The sequence below is a fragment of the Enhydrobacter sp. genome (genome assembly GCF_030246845.1).
GTDB lineage: Bacteria > Pseudomonadota > Alphaproteobacteria > Reyranellales > Reyranellaceae > Reyranella.
This window is the reverse complement of record NZ_CP126889.1, coordinates 3909767-3927263: the sequence shown is the minus strand read 5'-3', so window position 1 is coordinate 3927263 and position 17497 is coordinate 3909767. Positions and strand designations below refer to the sequence as shown.

The following is a 17497-nucleotide window of genomic DNA, read 5'->3' as shown; positions in this document are numbered from 1 at the left end:
CTTGCTCTCCCCAGCTACACCACCATCCGGGACACGACCACTGCGATGGCATTGGCGAGATGATAACAATGAATTTCGTTCGGCCTTGGCCCGCGCTTGTAGTTTTGTTCGAACAGTGCCACGACGTCCTTGAGCGGCACCTCGATCCACTCGCTTTGCCTCCTCACGACTGTTCTCCTGAGGTTCCCGGCCTTCTGGCGGCCTCAATGCCGGCGTGGCCCGGAGTCACATTGCAGTCGCCGTCAATGACGACCGGGATAAGGAACCCGTAGATCTTCATATTCGATTGAAGACAGTGGATCTGCTCGCGCGTATGTCGACGGGCCAACCCAGATTGTTCAACAGTATTTTCCATAGGAGATTCTCCAATAGGTAAGTTCGCCGACATCGGACGATGGCGGCGTGCTTTCGCAAGCGCAGGGCCTGCAGCTCACTTTTCCAATTGGTCTGCTCTCCTTCTCGGCGTCGCTGCGGAGACCATCGCAGAGGCCGTTGTTGCCGCGGTCGAGACTTCTAGAACTCGTCTAGCAGCAACATTTGCTCCCTAGAGCCTCGCTTCAAGATTCGCAAGGAAATCCGAAGTGCGCCGGATCTGCACCGATCTAGGCATCAATTTACCACTGTTTGCGCCACAGCCTCTCGTTGCAGGCCCGGACTGGTCAGCGGGCCTCTGGCCTGCCGTCAGGGTCGATCATTGACCGTCTCTTAGCGGCCAGGTTTGCGACCCGCCTTGAGCGGTTTGGGCGGCTTCGCCCCCACCTCCGGCTCGACCATGAAGTCCGCCAGCTTCGCCCCGAGCGGCTTGGCCAGCCGGGCCAGCATCACGATGCCGACGTTGACCTGGCCCCGCTCCAGTCGGGCAACAAAGGAGGCATCGGCGTCCGCCCGCCCTGCCAATTCCTCGATCGTCAGCCCCTTGGCGACGCGCAAGCGCCGCACGTTCCAGCCCACCAGCTTCTTCGCCTCCATCGGCGAAGGCGACCAGTTTGGACACTACCAATACAGGGTACATATACCCTATATTAATGGACCGATAACCAAGGGAACAGCCAATATGGCGCCGACGCCGACCAGCACCGTGCAAAATCATAAGGAAGGCTGCGTTGAAGCTGCCCTCCAATCAGACCGCCATTCCCGCTCCGGCATCCGCGCTACGGCCGACAGTTCTGACAGCGGCGCCATGACCTACGGTTTTTCTTTGGTCAGGAGGCGTCGCGCTTGCTCGGGCCGAAGTCAAAACGCGACGACCAAGCTCCAACCAGGGATTCCGCCGGTACGTCGATGCCGGAAGATGCCGGATCAGTGCCGCTGTATTTCATAGTGATCGTAGCACTGTGCGTATTCTTGCTTGCCGGCGAATTCGTTCTGATTTTGCTGCCCAAACCAGCCGCTGTGCTAGTTACCGAGGCCCAGTTTTGACCGTCAGGCCTCCTTCCGGCCTGATCGCCAGCGCCTTCCATAATCGCCGTCAGGCGATGTGCGGGTGTAGCGCCCAGATGAGAATGTCACCTCTCTGCCGGTTTGGAATGACACTGCCCGAGTGCAACTCGAGGTGACGGTCCGGCTCATGAACAACAAGAAACTGGCACGACTGGATGGGTCGTGTCCCGGATGGTGGTGTAGCTGGGGAGAGCAAGGCCGCGAGCGAGCGCGCTGTTTGATGGCGCCGTAGCGAGGGAGCGGCCTTGCGGGGGTCACCGGCGATTTCCGGTTAGGGTTGGGTTGCGAGCTCCAACCTGCACGCGAGGAACCACCGATGACCGAAGAGATGATGGACCTGCGTTCGCTTGTCGAGAAGGCCCCTGACGCTGACGTTCTGCGCGAGATGATCGCCTTTGCTGCCGAGCGCCTGATGGAGATCGAGGTCGGTGCGCTGACCGGCGCCGCCCATGGCGAGAAGAGCGCCACGCGACTGGCCCAGCGCAACGGCTATCGCGACCGGGATTGGGAGACGCGGGCCGGCACGGTGGAGCTGCGCATCCCCAAGCTGCGCCGCGGCAGCTACTTCCCCAGCTTCCTCGAGCCGCGCCGCATGGCCGAGAAGGCCCTGACCGCGGTGATCCAGGAGGCCTACATCCAAGGCGTCTCCACCCGATCGGTCGACGACCTGGTCAAGGCCTTGGGCATGAGCGGCATCTCCAAGAGCCAGGTCAGCCGGCTGTGCGAGGAGATCGACCAGCGGGTGAAGGCCTTCCTCGACCGGCCGATCGAGGGCGACTGGCCCTATCTGTGGATCGACGCCACCTACGTGAAGGTGCGCCAGGCCGGCCGCATCGTCTCGGTCGCCGTCATCGTCGCCGTCGGCGTCAACGCCGACGGCCGGCGCGAGGTGCTGGGCATGGATATCGGCCCGTCCGAAGCCGAGACCTTCTGGACGGCGTTCCTCAGGAAGCTGACGCGCCGCGGCTTGCGCGGCGTCAAGCTGGTCATCTCCGACGCCCATGAAGGTATCAAGGCAGCGATCTCCAAGATCCTCACCGCCACCTGGCAGCGCTGCCGCGTCCACTTCATGCGCAACGCCTTGGCGCATGCCGGCCGAAGCGGACGCCGCGTGGTCTCGGCCTTCATCGCCACCGCCTTCGCCCAGGACGATGCCGAGCAGGCGCGTGCGCAGTGGCGGCGTGTCGCCGATCAGCTCCGACCCAAGGTCCCCAAGCTGGCTACCCTGATGGACGAGGCAGAGCCCGATGTGCTCGCCTACATGAGCTTCCCGGCACAGCACCGGGTCAAGCTGCACTCGATCAACCCCCTGGAGCGCCTCAACGGCGAGATCAAGCGCCGCACCGAGGTCGTCGGCATCTTCCCCAATGAAGCGGCCATCGTTCGACTCGTCGGGGCCATCCTGCTCGAGCAGAACGACGAGTGGGCCGTCCAGCGCTCCCGCTACATCACGCTGGAAAGCATCGCCCCCGTAAGCGATGATCCTCTCGTCGGGCTGCCTGCTGTGGCTGCCTGATCGATCCGGCTCACGCCGAAGATCGCTGTGCTGACTCAGCGCCAGCTACACCACGTCTCGGGGCACGATCACTGGATGTGGTGCGCGATCTCGATCATCGACGATCGACGGCGGCCGTTGCAGCCAAGCTCGTGGGGGGCTCGCGTGACGACAGGTTCTGCAGTTGTTGAAGGCCAATCGAACGTCTGGCGTTCATGGGCTGATCTCGAGGCAGCGCAGCCGCCCCAGCAGTCGCCGCAAGCCCGAAGAGGTTGGTTTCGCGGCACTCTCTATCATCGGCAAGCGCTACGCCGATTTCGGCACGACGCTGGCAGCCGAGAAGCTTCCGAAGCCGCGTGGGCTCTGCCTTGGCCGAAAGACAGTCCGGATCTGGATGATCGAAGCCGGGCCCTGGTGCGAGCGCAAGAAGCGCCGCGCTCGCGTGCATCAGCCTCGGCACCAGGGCGAGACTGCGTTGACGAGCTGATCCCGCTCGCCGGTTCGGAGCACCGCTGGTTCGAGGAGCGTGGGCCTGTGTGGACGCTCCTCGACTAGGCGACGATGCCACAGCCCGCTGATGCACTTGAGGTTCGTGGAGTCGGAGTCAACTTTCGCCTATTTCGCCACCACCCATGACTATCTCCAAGTCCACGGCAAGCCGCTGGTCTTTTACACTGACACGACAAGCATTCGGTGTTCCGCGTCGATGGTGGTGGCAATAGTGTCGCTAGCGACGACATGTATCGACGCACGATGTTGCGAACGCTTTTTCGCACTTTACGGGTATTGTGCAGGAACAAGGTGACCGGCGCTGATGTGCCATAAGTTAACGAGTCACCAAGAGCTTTCCCGCAAAGCAGACAGCGAGGACGCTTTGATGAGCATCAGGGAAAGTGAGCCGCCGGCTACCCGTCCGAGTATGTCGCAGATTGCTTCGAAGGAATTTATTCAGGGACGGAAAGACCGGTCCCGAGAGATGTTTCGCGAGACCCAAGAGGCGCTATCGCGACGAAGCCAAGCACCCCCATCGCCAGCGCGAATGCAACGCCCCATTTATAGCTGCCGGTCTGGTCGATGATCAGGGCGGCCACCAGCGGACCGCATACGGCCGAAATACAGGATGCGGTAAAGAACGCACCCAGCACTGCGCCGAGATTCTCAAGACCGAAGAACTCGATCAGTACCACGGGCGTCAGTGCAATCCGGACGCCGTAGCCAAGCCCGAGCATGGCAGCGAAAGCCACCAGCCAGCCGTAGCCGGTGAACGGCAACCACAGCAGATAGCTTGCCGCCATCACCAGCACAGAGAGTTTGTATAGCCGCACCGAGCCTGCCGTCCGGGTGATGAAGCCGATCCCTCCTCGTCCCAGGATGCTCATGCCGCCGATAACGGAGATCAGCGCCGACGCGGCGACCGGGCCGACGCCCGTGGCGTGGGCGAAAGGCGGAAGGAAGACCATCGACACGACGAGGCCTGTCGTGGCCAGTACCCAGGACGCATAGAGAAGCGTGAACGGGCGCGACCGCACAACGCCAATCAGTTTCGTCGTCCGGCTCGTCTGGCCAAGCGGCGGCTGGCGGGCAAGCCCAGCGCAGAGCAGAAGCAGCATGAACGAACCCGCGCCGAACAGCACATAGGTCGTCCGCCAGCCATGTGCTTGGATCAGCACTGCGGCCACGGGCGGTATCAGCAGTGTTCCGCATCCGGTGCCGGCTGCGGCCAAACCCAGGGCCGTTGTGCGATGGCGGATGAACCATCCGCCAACAAGCGCCAGTGTCGGGATATAGACACAGGAAGCGCCGACGCCGGCGCCGGCGCCATAGGTCAGATAGCCGATCCACATCCGCGGCGCCGCAGCCGTAAGTGCCAGACCGACCCCCATGATGACCGCGCCCGCCAAGACGATGCGCCGCGGACCAAAACGGTCGCTCAGCCGGCCGGTGACCGAGCCGAAGAAGTAGAACAGCATGCTGGTGAGGGCGAAAAAGACGGAAGTCGCGGTGCGGCTGGCGTGGAACTCCGTCTCCATCGGAGTGAAGAACACGCCGAAGCTGTACATCACGCCGAAAACCACGAAACCGGCAATGAAGGCGGACAGGGCGGCGAGCCAACCTACGAAGGAGTCTGCCGCATCAGCGCTAACTTGAGCTTGCGTCATCTTCAAAGTGCGCTCCACATTGGTTGATTGCTAGCTTGGGGGACGGTGATCTGCGCCACGTCTTACCTTCCGAGGGAGGCGCAGCGCGATCTGACAGCTGAGGCGTCCCAGCATCTACCGACTGCGGCCAGATAATGGCATCGAAGGCTGGTCTGAGAGTACGGTGACAGCCGAACTATGAGAGCGTGATGGATCGGCTCGGGCTTCGTGATTGCAAGCGCCTGATCGATCCCGGTGCAACGGAGGGTACGTGCGGATGCCGTTGCTGCCTTGGCGATTGGCGGATCGCCGCGCTAAAACAGAGCGACGCGAGGCGCTGGAGTCAATCGTTCGCGCCATTTCGCCAGCACCACGAGCGTACGGTCTCATGCCGGGATTACCGCTCGCCATTTGGTTCCTGGCCGCGCGTCTGACTGGCCGGCCGGCCCGCAGGTCATCCTCCCATTAGGGGTGCGAGGCCTTCCACGTTCCTAGTGCCAAAGCCGAGGGAACATCCACGAGGAATGCCGATGCCATCGTCCTCAAACTCGACTGTGTATTTGTTGTCTGAGGCGGAGAATCTCACGAAGAGCATTCCCTTCATCCCGTCGGAAAACGCATACTTCAGCGCTTTGTTGGTGAGTTCCAGCAACATGGCCCGAGCACGATTGCACGCATGGAGGTTAACTCCGCGGAAATCGGCCTGAACCGTGATCTCAACTTGATTGGAATCCAGCAGTGCTGAGCGCACCTCCTCGACGGTCACCTTGATAAAGGCTCTCGATTCAACCATCTGCGAAGGCTCGGAATGCGACAACAACCGCTGAATCTTTCCAATCACCATCACACTTGTGATTCGGCAAGTTCGAGCGCATGACGCGACTCTTCATTGGGACTGCCCCGCGCCCGCTGTCTTAAAAAATGAAGTAACGAGTTGCAAATGGTTTCCGACACGATGATTCGTTTCGCGCGAAAGCGCGTCGGTGATGTCCATCTGTCGCCGCAAGTTCTTTTCAAGTACGCGAAAGTGCAACACGAAGCCTGCCATGATCCAGACAGCGCCAATGGTGAGAGCGCGATTCAGGCTCCCAAGCCGGCGTGTTGTCAGGGACCGTCATCGTCGTACGCCTGATCTGGATCAATGTGATCTTTATCGCCTTTATGCTGAGCGCTCTGTCGCTTGCGAGGACACCAGCGCAGTCTCAAGGGACTTCTGCAGCGACACTCCACGCAGCCCCCCGCGCAGATTTCGACGTCGGACCTCGACCGTGACGCATATCCCTAGACGCTAGGCCCTCGGCGTGAAGACCAGTGGACCGCCCTTTTATGCCCGAGTGATCGAAGGTTGCTCAGTCGGACCGCGCCGAATCTCAGGCATGGAAGGATGGACTCGAACGCGACTTTCAGCCGACCGCGACACACGAAACGGGATCGTCGGCAACGGTCCGATCATGAGAGCGCCTGTCCAACCGATTGGTCCCGCTTTCCAGCTTCCTTCCGCATCGTCGTGCCACTGCCCCCGCGGTGCAGCAGAACGATCTCGCTCATCACCGACAGGGCGATTTCCTCCGGTGTGCAAGCACCGAGATCCAATCCCGCCGGCGCGTGCACGCGCGCAAGTTTGCCGTTGTCGAGGCCTTCCTTTCTCAGATAGTCAAGAACGAGCCTCGAGCGTTTCTTACTGGCGACCAACCCCACATAGGGTACATGCCGTCGAAGAACCGTTTGCAGGGATTCATGGTCGCCCTTGTGCTGGGTCGCAATAACGACGAAGTCTGCCGTTCCCGGCGTCAATTGACTGTAGTCGAGATCGTCCGTGATCAATAGCGAAGCTGCCGGATAATGCTCGCGGTCCGCATCCGGGTCATCGACCACAACGTGAAAGCCAAGTTCCGAGCCAATGAGACAAAGGCACTCGGCAATTCTTCCGTGACCAAGGATCCAGAGAGACGGTTGCGGGAGGAAAGGCTCGACATAAACGCGCATCGTCCCTCCGCAGGGCATGCCCGTCCCCAGTACCTCGTCGTCAAGATCGAGATCGAGGACGGCAGTTCTTCCTGCTGCAAGACAATCGAGGGCTGCTTTGCGGACGGCACCCTCAGCGCAGCCTCCCCCAACCCAGCCGCCTAACATGTTGCCGGCGGCGTCGATCACGGCCTTGGAAGCGGTTTTGGCAGAAACGGAGCCCTCGGTCTCGATGACGGTGGCAACCGCAAAGGGCTGCCGCCTTCCGCGCAATTCGGTAATCAGGTCGAAGATGTCGACTCGCTTGGATGGATCGCCATTAGAGCCTGGTCTCGAGCTTGCCATGTCGTGCTTCACTCAATTCCTCCTCTCGATTGCCCTCCAATGTACATCACGCCTTGCCCCTCAGTGGAGGGTGTTGAAATAGACAATGATTACCTGACGCTCTGCCTCCGTCCTTGCGCTTTGCGCGTAAACTGACTGACCGTTCTCATGAGCGCCTCTGAGCTGTGTCGCGCTTAGCATCGTTTATCTGAGACTAGAGCAAATTGGCATTTGAAATACCTATCCGCAATGCTATATAGGCATTTTTGATACCTATTTAAAGACTGGACCGTATTCGAAAGACGATGAATGTGGTGATGACACTAACCGCCACGATCGTGGCGCCTTGCAGCGGCAACACGATGCGCCGGCCAGTTAAGGAGGAACTCCATGATCAAAGGTCCGCGCCGTGAAAAGAAGAACCCCATGGGAGCTGAGGATCCATTCTCAGGTAGCAGCCTCTTGCCGATGCTAATCAGCAGTCTTGTCTTGATCGTGTTGGGGATGATTGCCGTTATAGCGTTTAGCTGAACATCGCTACTGGAACTGTGGCGGATGTCACGCTTGGCGGGGTCACGCTAGCCCATACACGAGCGTGACCCTCTCTTCCAGCATGCAACTCTCAAAGTGTTCCCTCAAGGTCTCCGCGTGTTGCAGCGCAGTTCAACTGTGAGACCGACCTACCCGTTACCCCTTGCTATCAGAGCTTACCAACGTCATCCGCGCACGACAGAATTGCCGGACGTAGTTCTCGGCAGAGGCGGGCCGCGACCCGGTCGCCCGTGGGCACATCATGACTTCGTCTTGCGATGCCCGGGGTGCAAGACGAGGTGTGGCAACTCGTCTGGCAGCAATGTCTCCTTGTCGAGAAGCAGTTTGGCTCCCTCTTCGAGTTGTTTCCTGTGAGTTTTCAGGATGTGCATTGCAGTCGTCGCTGCGTCGTCCATCAGAGCGCGCACGGCGCAATCGATTTCCCTCGCGGTCTGCTCACTATAGTCCCCGTGTCACGGAGGCTGGACCATCCAGGAAGCCAGAGTGCCGGGATTCGTAAGCTACCTGCCCCAGATCTTCCGACATGCCGAAGTGCGTGACCCATGGGGCGGGCAATGTGCGTCGCCTTTTTCAAGATCGTCAGCCGCGCCAGAGGATATCTCGCCGACAACGAGCGCTTCGGCTGAGCGGCCTCCGAGAAGGACCGTCATCTTGCCCTTGAGTTCGCCACGGTACATCAGAAAGCGGCCGTCGGTCGGACGCTGCAAGGTGTAGCCGAGAGCGCCAACCCCGCGCGGGATGATCGATATCTTCTGGACAGGATCGGCGCCCTGCATCGCCAGCGCCACCAGTGCGTATCCCATCTCGTGGTAAGCAACCACCTCGCGCTCCTGCCGAAATGAGCAGCCTGCTTTTACGTTCGAGACCCGTGACAATCCGCTCCAGACCCACCGTAACATCCGCCATCATCACGGCTGGCGCATCACGTTTTGTGGCCTAGAGAGCAGCCTCGTTCACTAAGTTGGCCAGATCGGCGCCGGAGTATCCCGGGGTGAGTGCCGCGATCTGCCCGCGATCGATATCCTTCGCGATCTCTATCTTCTTGAGGTACACTTGAGTATGGCAATGCGGCCGAGCTTGTCTGGCCGATCGACGAGCACTTGGCGGATCGAAACGCCCGGCTTGGAGAAGGGCCGGGTCGAGAATTTCGGGCCTGTTGGTTGCCGCCAGCGACACAATGCCGGTCTGAGGGTCGAAGCCGTCGACTTCCATCAGAAGCTGATTCAGAGTCTGCACCTTCTCATCGTGCCCTCCGACGAAAGGCCCGCTGCCGCGCGCCCGGCCCAGTGCGTCGAGTTCGTCGATGAATATGATACATAGCGCAACCTTGCGGGCCAGCTCGAACAAGTCGCGCACGCGTGCCGCGCCGACGCCGACGAACATCTCGACGAATTCCGATCCACTGATCGAGAAGAATGGAACTGCTGCTTCGCCGGCTACGGCACGGGCAAGCAAGGTCTTTCCGGTACCGGACGGCCCGACCAGCAGCACGCCTTTCGGTATGCGCGCGCCAAGCCGGGCATGACGCTTCGGTTCTCCTAGAAAATCGACGGTCTCCACCAGTTTCGTCGCGCGCCTCATCGACGCCGGCGACATCCGGGAAGGTGACCTTGGTGTCCTTCTCGACGAAGATCTTCGCCTTGCTTTTGCCAATTGCCGTCAGGCCACCGATGCCGCCTTTCTTCGGGTGCCACCAAGACTGTTGAATAAAGTTGGCGACCATCAGGAAGCGGTTTCTTGAGCTTGCCATCGAGAAGAATGCCGTGCACGTTGACGGCCTCGATCTTTCCGTCCTTGAGGAGCTGTTCGAACTCGCTGAAGGAAACGGTCTCGACTTGTTGTCGTGCGGCCAACCCGCCCTGAAATAGGAGAATGGCGATGAACGCAGCGACAGCGTAAGCGATGTTGATGTGCGTTTTCTTGTCCACCGGCTCCTCCGCTGATCGTCGGCGGAGATGTCGCAGAAGAGATGCCTTTGGCAGATCGATGCCATCGCTTCCACGCCATGAGACACAATTCGAGTTAGAGGCAATGCCCCGCAGCGTTCGGATAGCCCCCAAGAGACGCTTGCTTCGATCATCGCCAGTCGCTTGCGAGCACAGGGCAACATCCTCTCGATGAACGTTACTTCAACCTTTTTGTCTGCTTCGATAGTTGTATCCGATGGTGAGTTTCCGCTTCTGGTCCTTGAAGAGAACCCGCCTGTATTGCTGACGACACCTAATCAAATCGGCATTCGGTAACCGTAGAACTCGTGATCCTCATTGTAGCCGCCCTGACCCGCGCCGAGATCGGCGAAATCATGCACGAATTCGATCGCGGCGATCCACTTGACCATTTTGAATCCCAACTCGTTCTCACATCGCAGCCGCAATGGTGCACCATGCAGGATGCTGAGCGGCGCTCCGTTCATCTCGTATGCGAGGATCGTCAGCGCATGGCCCATATTCTCAATCTTGTGGACGTCATAGTAACGACCATCGTCGGCACCGTCGGCGAAAGAGTAGAATACGGCGTACCGGGCCTCGGACGTTGGCTTCACCGCGTCAAGGATAACGCGCATGGGAACGCCGCCCCACTTGGCCACGCCGGACCAGCCCTGGATGCAGAAATGCGTTGTAATCTGGTCCCGCTTTAACATCGCCTTGAGATCTGCCAAAGAAAAGTCCTGGGGCGCTTCGACCAGGCCACTGATCCGCAGCCTATAGGAGGCGAATTGGTTCGCCGCGAGATCATTGAATTCTTCGGAGCTGGGCATGGTGCCGTTGGGCCAAAAGTAGGGGGATATGTCCTTCTCGGTGAGTTGGGAGCGCGGATCCCATCGTTCGGCCAGCCCCATGATCCAACCGACCATGAACGCTCCGATGTGCTGCACCAGACGAGCGTGACGGATAGTAAAGGGCGAGGCGGCGAGCCATGTCCCTGTGAGGATGACCATCGCCACAACGAACAGGGGAAACCCTGTCCAAGACGTGTCGTTGACGCCGGCGAACATGTGATTGGTGTTCTGTCTCAGGCCGGTGACGAACACCATGATGCCGTGAGCCAGGATGAACCCTAGAAACCACGTAAACGAAATGAAGTGAACTGACCGCATTGCTTGTCGATTGAATAGCCTGCCGAACCATCCAAGGGTATTGGAGATCGCCGGACTCTGCATCAGGCCGGTGGCGATCGAGACAGGCGCAGCGATGAACACGGTGATGAAATAGCTAAGCTGCTGGAGGCCGTTGTAGCGGGTCCAGCTATGGTCTACGGGAAAGTTCAAGGACGCATACTGGATCGCCGTGGAAAGCGCAGCCGGGAACACCTCCCAGGTCAACGGTACCAGTCTGCGCCACTGATCGGTGGCGAACAGCAGCACATAAAAGACGATACCGTTGACCAGCCACAGCAAGTTGACCGAGAAATGCCACCACCGAGCCGGCCCGATGGTATGACGTAGCCCTGGAATGCCGAGCCATGTCGGTAGAGTGACCGAATCGTCTTTGGCGGTCCAAACGACGCCTTTCGGCACCGGCACCTGGAAGCGGAACCAGTCGGCTCCGGGAGTACAGTCGCGCCCCCAATAGAGCCGTGGATGATCAGCCAGGATTTGCAGGCCCGCGCGCATGATGAACAGCATGAAGACCATGTTCAGGAAATGCTGGAGCTGCAACCACCAAGGGAAGCCCGAGTCAACTGACGGCGCGGCCTGAGCAACGCCGGGATGTTGCTGGATGAAGGCCGTCACGCCGGGAAGCTCGCGCAGACTTTGAGCGAGAGCGATCAGACAGAGCAGCGCTGCGGCTGCAACGGGCAACCCCCACACAATATTGATCCAGCGCCGTCCGACGCGGATCCTCGGCACGATCCCCCATTGCGGCGCCATCCAATGATTCAGGCGGATGCGGTCGTCAGCGTCGCTGAGGCTCCTGCGGAGCGGCTCTAGCGACGGAGATTGCGGAATCACGGGCATTGGCAATCGCCTTCTGTTATCGATCGCGCCTGCGGTTAGTCAGTCCCGACGCCTGGTGAGTGCTGAGCCTTTCGGAACCGCTCAAACGGCGGATCACGCTAGCGCCGCTACCATAGTCTGCAGTGCAACGAACCCGTCAGGGTCGGAAACTACTGAGATCGGTTTCAGGTCCAAGAAGCCGCAGGATCGAATCGCATTGGGCCAGCTCAAGCGGAAGACCAAGCTTAGGAACGCGATCATTGGCGCTTAGATTATCTGATCGTGCCCTTCAGGTCAGTAGCTGGAGTATTCGGTATGGACGGCAATGCGGCTCTTCGATGCAGGAGAACAGCCCGCCTTTGCCTCGGAACTGCAGTTCCACAGATCGCGCAGGCAGCAACGTCGCGCAACACGCTCTTCAAAACCGAACCTGGCGGATCGCCTGGTAGCAGAAAGCAGCATCATGCTGTTCCTCCGCGCTGTCCCTACAACCAACTTTGGAACGCGAAGTAGCTTTCAGCGCGAGGTATCATCGTCCTCATCTGCTTCCACCGCTGGAAAGAAGAGTCTCACAGTTGTCCCTACCTCGAGTTCGCTAGCGATGCTTACATGGCCATTGATCAGGCGCATGAAAGCAGATACCTGCGGCAAGCCTAAGCCGGTTCCTCTTTCCCCCTTGGTCGTGAAGAATGGATCAAACACCCTTCGGGCTACTTCTGGAGACATACCCTGCCCGTTGTCTTTGACCTGGAGTCGGACGTAGCGCCCAGGCCGGGGCCCATCGACCGTCACGGTATTTATCGCCCAACGTTCCGTGCTGATTTCGATGGTGCCGCCCTTGGGCAGCGCGTCGCGTGCATTGACCACAAGGTTGACAATGGCGGCATTGAACTGCGCCTGATCAAGAAGACATTCGGATATGTCAGGCGCGAGCTGAAGCACGATTCGGATTTCCGGACCGACGCCAGAGTTCAGAAACAATTCCAGCTTCTGCAGGCACTCGTTGAGATTTCTAACGCGTGTGACAGGGTCAGGCTCTTTGGCAAAAGTTAAGAGTTGGGCGGTCAACTTCGTGCCGCGACGAACACCGTCCTGCGCCCTGCCAATGAAAGCGTCTATCCTCTGCGGGTCACCCAAATGCCTCTCGGCAAGCGTCAGACTCGATCCAATGATCGCCAGGATATTTCTGAAGTCATGGACAATCCCGGCGGTCATTTCTCCGAGGGCGCAGAGCCGTTGTGCAGCACGGACGCCTTGTTCTGATGAGTATTGCTCTCGTTGAGAGATGTCAGGCACCTGGGGCACCTTGAAGGGCTCCAGACGATTGGGTTGGATCGTCTTCGTAATGCTTGCCTCCGTTACTTAAAAGAGTTTGGCGTACAGATGGACGTCAACGCATGACAAGACTCACGATACTGGACGGTTCTCCTGACGCCCCTGCGCGTATTTTGCCGTCGCCAGATCTGGCCCTGGTGCTTCCGCTCGAGGTCTGTGAATGGACCCTTCGCTCTCTCCCTCTTCGAAGTGAACCTTGACCCTTATATGGAGACGCTGGACAGAATGACCCACCTTCGCCAGCTCAAGCGCCAGGGCCATTGAAAGCCGGCTGGCGTGCGAGCCGCGAAGCAATTCTTCTGGCTTTGCCGTCACCCATCGGCGAACAGAAGTCGTCGAGGCCCTGCAATACCCCGCTCCCAAACGCACTTGGCCGCAGCCTTTGGAGGACATTTCCGTTCCACTCTGTTTCTGCCATTCTGACCTTCATTTTATCGTTCGCCGGCTCTGGTCGTATCCGTGCCAGCCAGCGACGACATCGGCATTCGCAGCCTCAAGAATACCGACTCACCCCGCCGCATATCAGACTCGGAAACTACGGAGGTCCGGATACACACTGGCTGGCGATTCCTCGTGCTCGAGGAATGCGCGAAACAGCGATCGTTCGCGGTTACAGCGGATTGACCTCGTCCTGCAATCTATCTTTCACCCGGCATAGGGTCATCACATGCCTTGCGGCGATCCGTCGATCGTGAGGTGAATCAGCTCGGAAAGCGTCCGCGCTCCGACCTTCCTCATGGCGGCGGCACGATGGGTCTCGACTGTCCTTTGGCTGATCCCCAAGATGTAAGCGATCTGTTTGTTCGGATTGCCCTCGACAACCATCTCAACAACCTGCCGCTCGCGCAAGGTCAGGCGTGCCATCCGCTTCGCGGCAGCCTCGCGCAACGAGGAGAGCGCGGTTGAGTTTCGTGCTAAATTGAGGGCTCGCTCGATGTTGGCGACCAGGTCACCGTACTGAACTGGCTTTTCCAGGAAGGCCATGGCACCAGCTCTCATCGCTCGAACTGCCAGCCGGACGTCGGCATGGCCGGTTATCATGATGGCCGGCAGCCCACCGCCTTTGGCTTTGAGTTGTTCGAGCAGCTCGAGGCCACTCATCCCTGGCATCCTGGCATCGACAACGAGACAGCCTTCTCGGTCGGCGTGGTAGGCCTCGAGGAATGCCTCGCCACTCGGGTAGGCTTCGACTTCCCACTCCTCTTCCTGGAGTAGCTCGCGCATCGCGTCCCGCAGCGCTCCCTCGTCATCAACGACGAAGATGGTTGTGCGGAGCACACTGTCTTTAGGATTAGCCGGTGATGGCGCGCCCGTCCGCACCGCGGCTTCGCCAGCAGCGTCCAACATTGCGGGCCACCCGTGGCCGGTCGCTGGGGCTTCCTGCTGTCTTCCTCGAAGCGGTACCTCGATGGCGAAGACCGAACCCTTGCCCGGACGGGAATGGACATCGATGGAATGCCCCAACACATGCCCCAAACGCTGCACGATGGGCAGACCGAGACCGAAGCCGAGAGTGCGATCATGCGCAGGATTGCCCGGCTGATGGAACTCCGCAAAGATTGCATGAAGCTGCTCTTCCGGTATGCCAATGCCGGTGTCCCAGACCTCGATGCGCAGTATATCGCCGCGCCGTCGACAACCGAACAGGATCTTGCCGCGCTCGGTATATTTCATCGCGTTCGACAGCAGATTGCGAAGCATCTGTTCCAGAAGGCGCGGATCGCTCCAAACGGTCAGCCCGCAAGGAACCACATGCCAGCCAACCCCACGAGCCTGAGCATGATAGGTGAATTCGATCCTCAGCTGCTCGAGCAGATCGTTGATCGGGAATTCGACTTCTTGGGGGTCTACTACGCCCGCCTCGAGTCGTTTTATCTCAAGGAGAGTGTCCAACATACCCAACATGACGTCGGTCGTCTTGTTGAGCTGCCTGATCAATTTCGAACCTTCGTCGTCTTTGATGTTCTTGGCCAGAACCGTCCGCATCAAATTGAGGGTCTGCAACTGTTGCCGCAAATCGTGGCTGGCAGCAGCAAGGATGCGTGATTTTCCGAGGCTGGCGCGATCCGAATGCCACTTGTCGGCAAGCAATTTCATGTCTGCGCGTCGACGCTCGGTGACGTCTTCGAACATCACCAGCGTTTCACGCGTCGTCGGTTCGTCATAAATTGGCTGCCCACTCAGCACCAGTACTCGACTGCCCAATGCTGGACTTTCCACTTCGATTTCATAGTCTTCGACGACCGTCCCGCCCGCCTCGATCAGGCTAAGAAAGTCACGAAAGCTGGCAACGTCGAGACGACGATCACCAATGGTCGTTATGTGCCGGCCGACCTCATCCCGCGAGATCATAAAGGTACGACAGAATGCGTGATTCGAAAATACAACCCGAAACTTGTCATCTAGTATGACCAGTGGCTGGCGTATGATCTCGATGACCCGGCTTGCAGTCGCGTAAGCGAGCTTCGCGGCGGCAATCGCCGGAGGTGCCGGCATGGCCACAGAGCTCAACTTTGCTCCCGGAGGTCGTCCCCTTATCATGATTGCCCCTTTCGTTGCCTTGTTTGCATGAAGGGAAAGAAGCAATAACGATTTATTATTTATGCCTGCGGCGAACGATCCGAGTGCAATATTGGTTGAACGCGAATCGAGATTGGATAGTGATCTAAGAGTAACGTATCTTGGCGATGCCTTAATCGAATTCTTGCCTGTGTGAGGTTCCTTCTCCAGGAAGGAGACCCACCATAGAATCTTGACTGATTGGCTAGTAGAATCTAGAGGCTTCTGTGAGGTCGCGCAGGCCGATGGTTGGGTCACAGCAGGTCGCGACCTCATTGAAGCCGGATTGAACTGAACCGCTGGGAACCCACGAGCTATGGGTATTGTGTCGAGGCCGCCGCGATAGTGGCAGACGAATGCGACAGCAGGCGGGGACGGTGACGCGGTGGAAGGCGGGTTTGGAGCGGCGCAGGCGGCGGCCATCGCCGCGCCAGCGGCGAGGACGACGCGCTGACGAGGTGCAGGATCGGCGCCTGCGCGCAAGGGCGAGCGCCCATCGACTGATGGAACGCTGTGCGGGTTTGGATGATGGCGACAGAACGATGGCGTCTCATGAACTGTCGAACCAGCTGAGCAAGCGTTGTCGAGCAGGGCGCGGCAGCGGCCCGAGCAGCACCATGGTGCCACCACAGCATGGGCAGAGGTCGAGAGAACGACCAGTGAGCTGTCGATAGCGCTCGCGGTAGTCGGCTGGCGTAGGAGACTCAGGAGTTGGGGCGGCGAGAAGCTGTCGGCAGTGAACGAGCTTGGCGCGGCGATGGCCATTGGCCAGGAAGCCATAATGGCGGATGCGGTGGAAGCCGTCTGGCAGGGTATGCAAGAGGAAGCGGCGGATGAACTCGCTGGCGGCAAGGGTCATCATCTTGGCCTTGCCGTGGCGTCGGTAATCCCGCCAGCGGAAGCTGACCTGTCCCTGCTCGAGGCTGACAAGCCGACTGTTGGCAATGGCCACGCGATGGGTGTAGCGGCCGAGATAGGCGAGGACCTGGTCGGGGTGGCCGAAGGGTGGCTTGGCATAGACGACCCACTCGAGCTGGCGCAGCTCGTCGAGACGCCGCTCGAAGCCGGCCTGATCGGCCAGGCCGGCGAGATCACCGTAGAAGCCGAGGTCACCGGCGTCGAATGCCGTGCGAAGCTTCTCCAGGAACAGCCGCCGGAAGAACCGCGAGAGCACGCGCACGGGCAGGAAGAAGCCCGGCCGGCAGGCAACCCAACGCGTGCCATCGGGCGACAGCCCGCCGGCGGGAACGACGCAGTGGACATGGGGGTGATGCTGCAGGTTCTGACCCCAGGTATGCAGAACCGCGACCACGCCGATCTCGGCACCCAGGTGGCGTGGATTGGCGGCGATCGTGCACAGCGTCTCGGCAGCCGCCCGGAACAGGATGGCATAGACGGTCGCCTTGTTCTGGAAGGCGATCTCGGCCGCCGCAGCCGGCAGGGTGAACACGACGTGGAAGTACGGCACCGGCAGCAACTCGGCTTGCCGCTCCGCCAGCCACGCGGCACGGGCCAGGCCCTGGCACTTGGGACAGTGCCGGTTGCGGCACGAGTTGTAGGCGATGCGGACCAGCCCACAGTCCGCACAATGCTCGACATGACCGCCAAGTGCCGCCGTCCGGCAGAGCTCGATGGCGCTCATGACGCGTCGCTCGGTCAGTCCGAGGTGACCGGCATAGGCTCGACGATAGGCTTCGCCGTGGCGGCGGAAGATCTCCGCCACCTCCAGCCCAGGTGCCACGAGGTGTGCCC

The 17497-nt window shown here is 59.8% G+C and carries 14 protein-coding genes and 1 pseudogene; 3 read left to right on the top strand and 12 right to left on the bottom strand.

What is annotated here, in order from left to right; all coding sequences use genetic code 11:
* Positions 1 to 14: 14 nt before the first annotated feature.
* Positions 15 to 167: a hypothetical protein gene (locus OJF58_RS19600; RefSeq protein ID WP_300779433.1), complete on the bottom strand. Its 153-nt coding sequence runs from the start codon at positions 165 to 167 to the stop codon at positions 15 to 17.
* Between the two features lie 538 nt (positions 168 to 705).
* Positions 706 to 969, bottom strand: a complete 264-nt coding sequence (locus OJF58_RS19595) for a helix-turn-helix transcriptional regulator (RefSeq protein ID WP_300779432.1) — start codon at positions 967 to 969, stop codon at positions 706 to 708.
* Positions 970 to 1756: 787 nt separating this feature from the next.
* Between OJF58_RS19595 and OJF58_RS19590 the strand changes: the two genes are divergently transcribed.
* Positions 1757 to 2956: an IS256 family transposase gene (locus OJF58_RS19590; RefSeq protein WP_300779380.1), complete on the top strand. Its 1200-nt coding sequence runs from the start codon at positions 1757 to 1759 to the stop codon at positions 2954 to 2956.
* A gap of 923 nt (positions 2957 to 3879) precedes the next feature.
* Here the strand turns inward: OJF58_RS19590 and OJF58_RS19585 are convergent.
* Both OJF58_RS19585 and OJF58_RS19580 read right to left on the bottom strand, forming a co-directional pair.
* Positions 3880 to 5094, bottom strand: coding sequence for an MFS transporter (locus OJF58_RS19585; protein ID WP_300779431.1), 1215 nt, complete (start codon positions 5092 to 5094; stop codon positions 3880 to 3882).
* A gap of 433 nt (positions 5095 to 5527) precedes the next feature.
* Positions 5528 to 5917 carry a hypothetical protein gene (locus OJF58_RS19580; RefSeq protein WP_300779430.1) on the bottom strand — a complete coding sequence of 130 codons (390 nt, stop codon included), beginning with the start codon at positions 5915 to 5917 and terminating at the stop codon, positions 5528 to 5530.
* A gap of 96 nt (positions 5918 to 6013) precedes the next feature.
* Here OJF58_RS19580 and OJF58_RS19575 point away from each other — a divergent pair, with 96 nt between their 5' ends.
* A complete protein-coding gene (locus OJF58_RS19575) occupies positions 6014 to 6205 on the top strand; it encodes a hypothetical protein (RefSeq protein ID WP_300779429.1) in 192 nt (63 codons plus the stop codon).
* Positions 6206 to 6522: 317 nt separating this feature from the next.
* On the opposite strand, the gene OJF58_RS19570 is transcribed toward OJF58_RS19575, so the two are convergent.
* Complete coding sequence (locus OJF58_RS19570; protein ID WP_300779428.1) at positions 6523 to 7395, bottom strand: XdhC family protein; 873 nt, start codon at positions 7393 to 7395, stop codon at positions 6523 to 6525.
* 357 nt (positions 7396 to 7752) lie between these two features.
* Here OJF58_RS19570 and OJF58_RS19565 point away from each other — a divergent pair, with 357 nt between their 5' ends.
* Positions 7753 to 7893 carry a hypothetical protein gene (locus OJF58_RS19565; RefSeq protein WP_300779427.1) on the top strand — a complete coding sequence of 47 codons (141 nt, stop codon included), beginning with the start codon at positions 7753 to 7755 and terminating at the stop codon, positions 7891 to 7893.
* A gap of 260 nt (positions 7894 to 8153) precedes the next feature.
* On the opposite strand, the pseudogene OJF58_RS19560 reads toward OJF58_RS19565, so the two are convergent.
* The 7 genes and pseudogenes from OJF58_RS19560 to OJF58_RS19530 all read right to left on the bottom strand — a co-directional run bounded on the left by OJF58_RS19560 (position 8154) and on the right by OJF58_RS19530 (position 17486).
* Positions 8154 to 8690, bottom strand: a pseudogene (locus OJF58_RS19560) (hypothetical protein).
* Between the two features lie 160 nt (positions 8691 to 8850).
* A complete protein-coding gene (locus OJF58_RS19555; RefSeq protein WP_300779426.1) occupies positions 8851 to 9474 on the bottom strand; it encodes an AAA family ATPase in 624 nt (207 codons plus the stop codon).
* 17 nt (positions 9475 to 9491) lie between these two features.
* A complete protein-coding gene (locus tag OJF58_RS19550) occupies positions 9492 to 9842 on the bottom strand; it encodes an ATP-dependent metallopeptidase FtsH/Yme1/Tma family protein (protein WP_300779425.1) in 351 nt (116 codons plus the stop codon).
* 296 nt (positions 9843 to 10138) lie between these two features.
* Positions 10139 to 11872 carry a molybdopterin-dependent oxidoreductase gene (locus OJF58_RS19545; protein WP_300779424.1) on the bottom strand — a complete coding sequence of 578 codons (1734 nt, stop codon included), beginning with the start codon at positions 11870 to 11872 and terminating at the stop codon, positions 10139 to 10141.
* Positions 11873 to 12367: 495 nt separating this feature from the next.
* Positions 12368 to 13066: an ATP-binding protein gene (locus OJF58_RS19540; protein ID WP_300779423.1), complete on the bottom strand. Its 699-nt coding sequence runs from the start codon at positions 13064 to 13066 to the stop codon at positions 12368 to 12370.
* 783 nt (positions 13067 to 13849) lie between these two features.
* Positions 13850 to 15682, bottom strand: coding sequence for a response regulator (locus OJF58_RS19535; protein WP_300779422.1), 1833 nt, complete (start codon positions 15680 to 15682; stop codon positions 13850 to 13852).
* A gap of 613 nt (positions 15683 to 16295) precedes the next feature.
* Positions 16296 to 17486 (bottom strand): IS91 family transposase, encoded by a 1191-nt coding sequence (locus tag OJF58_RS19530; RefSeq protein ID WP_300779416.1) that lies wholly within the window; start codon positions 17484 to 17486, stop codon positions 16296 to 16298.
* Between the last annotated feature and the right edge of the window lie 11 nt (positions 17487 to 17497).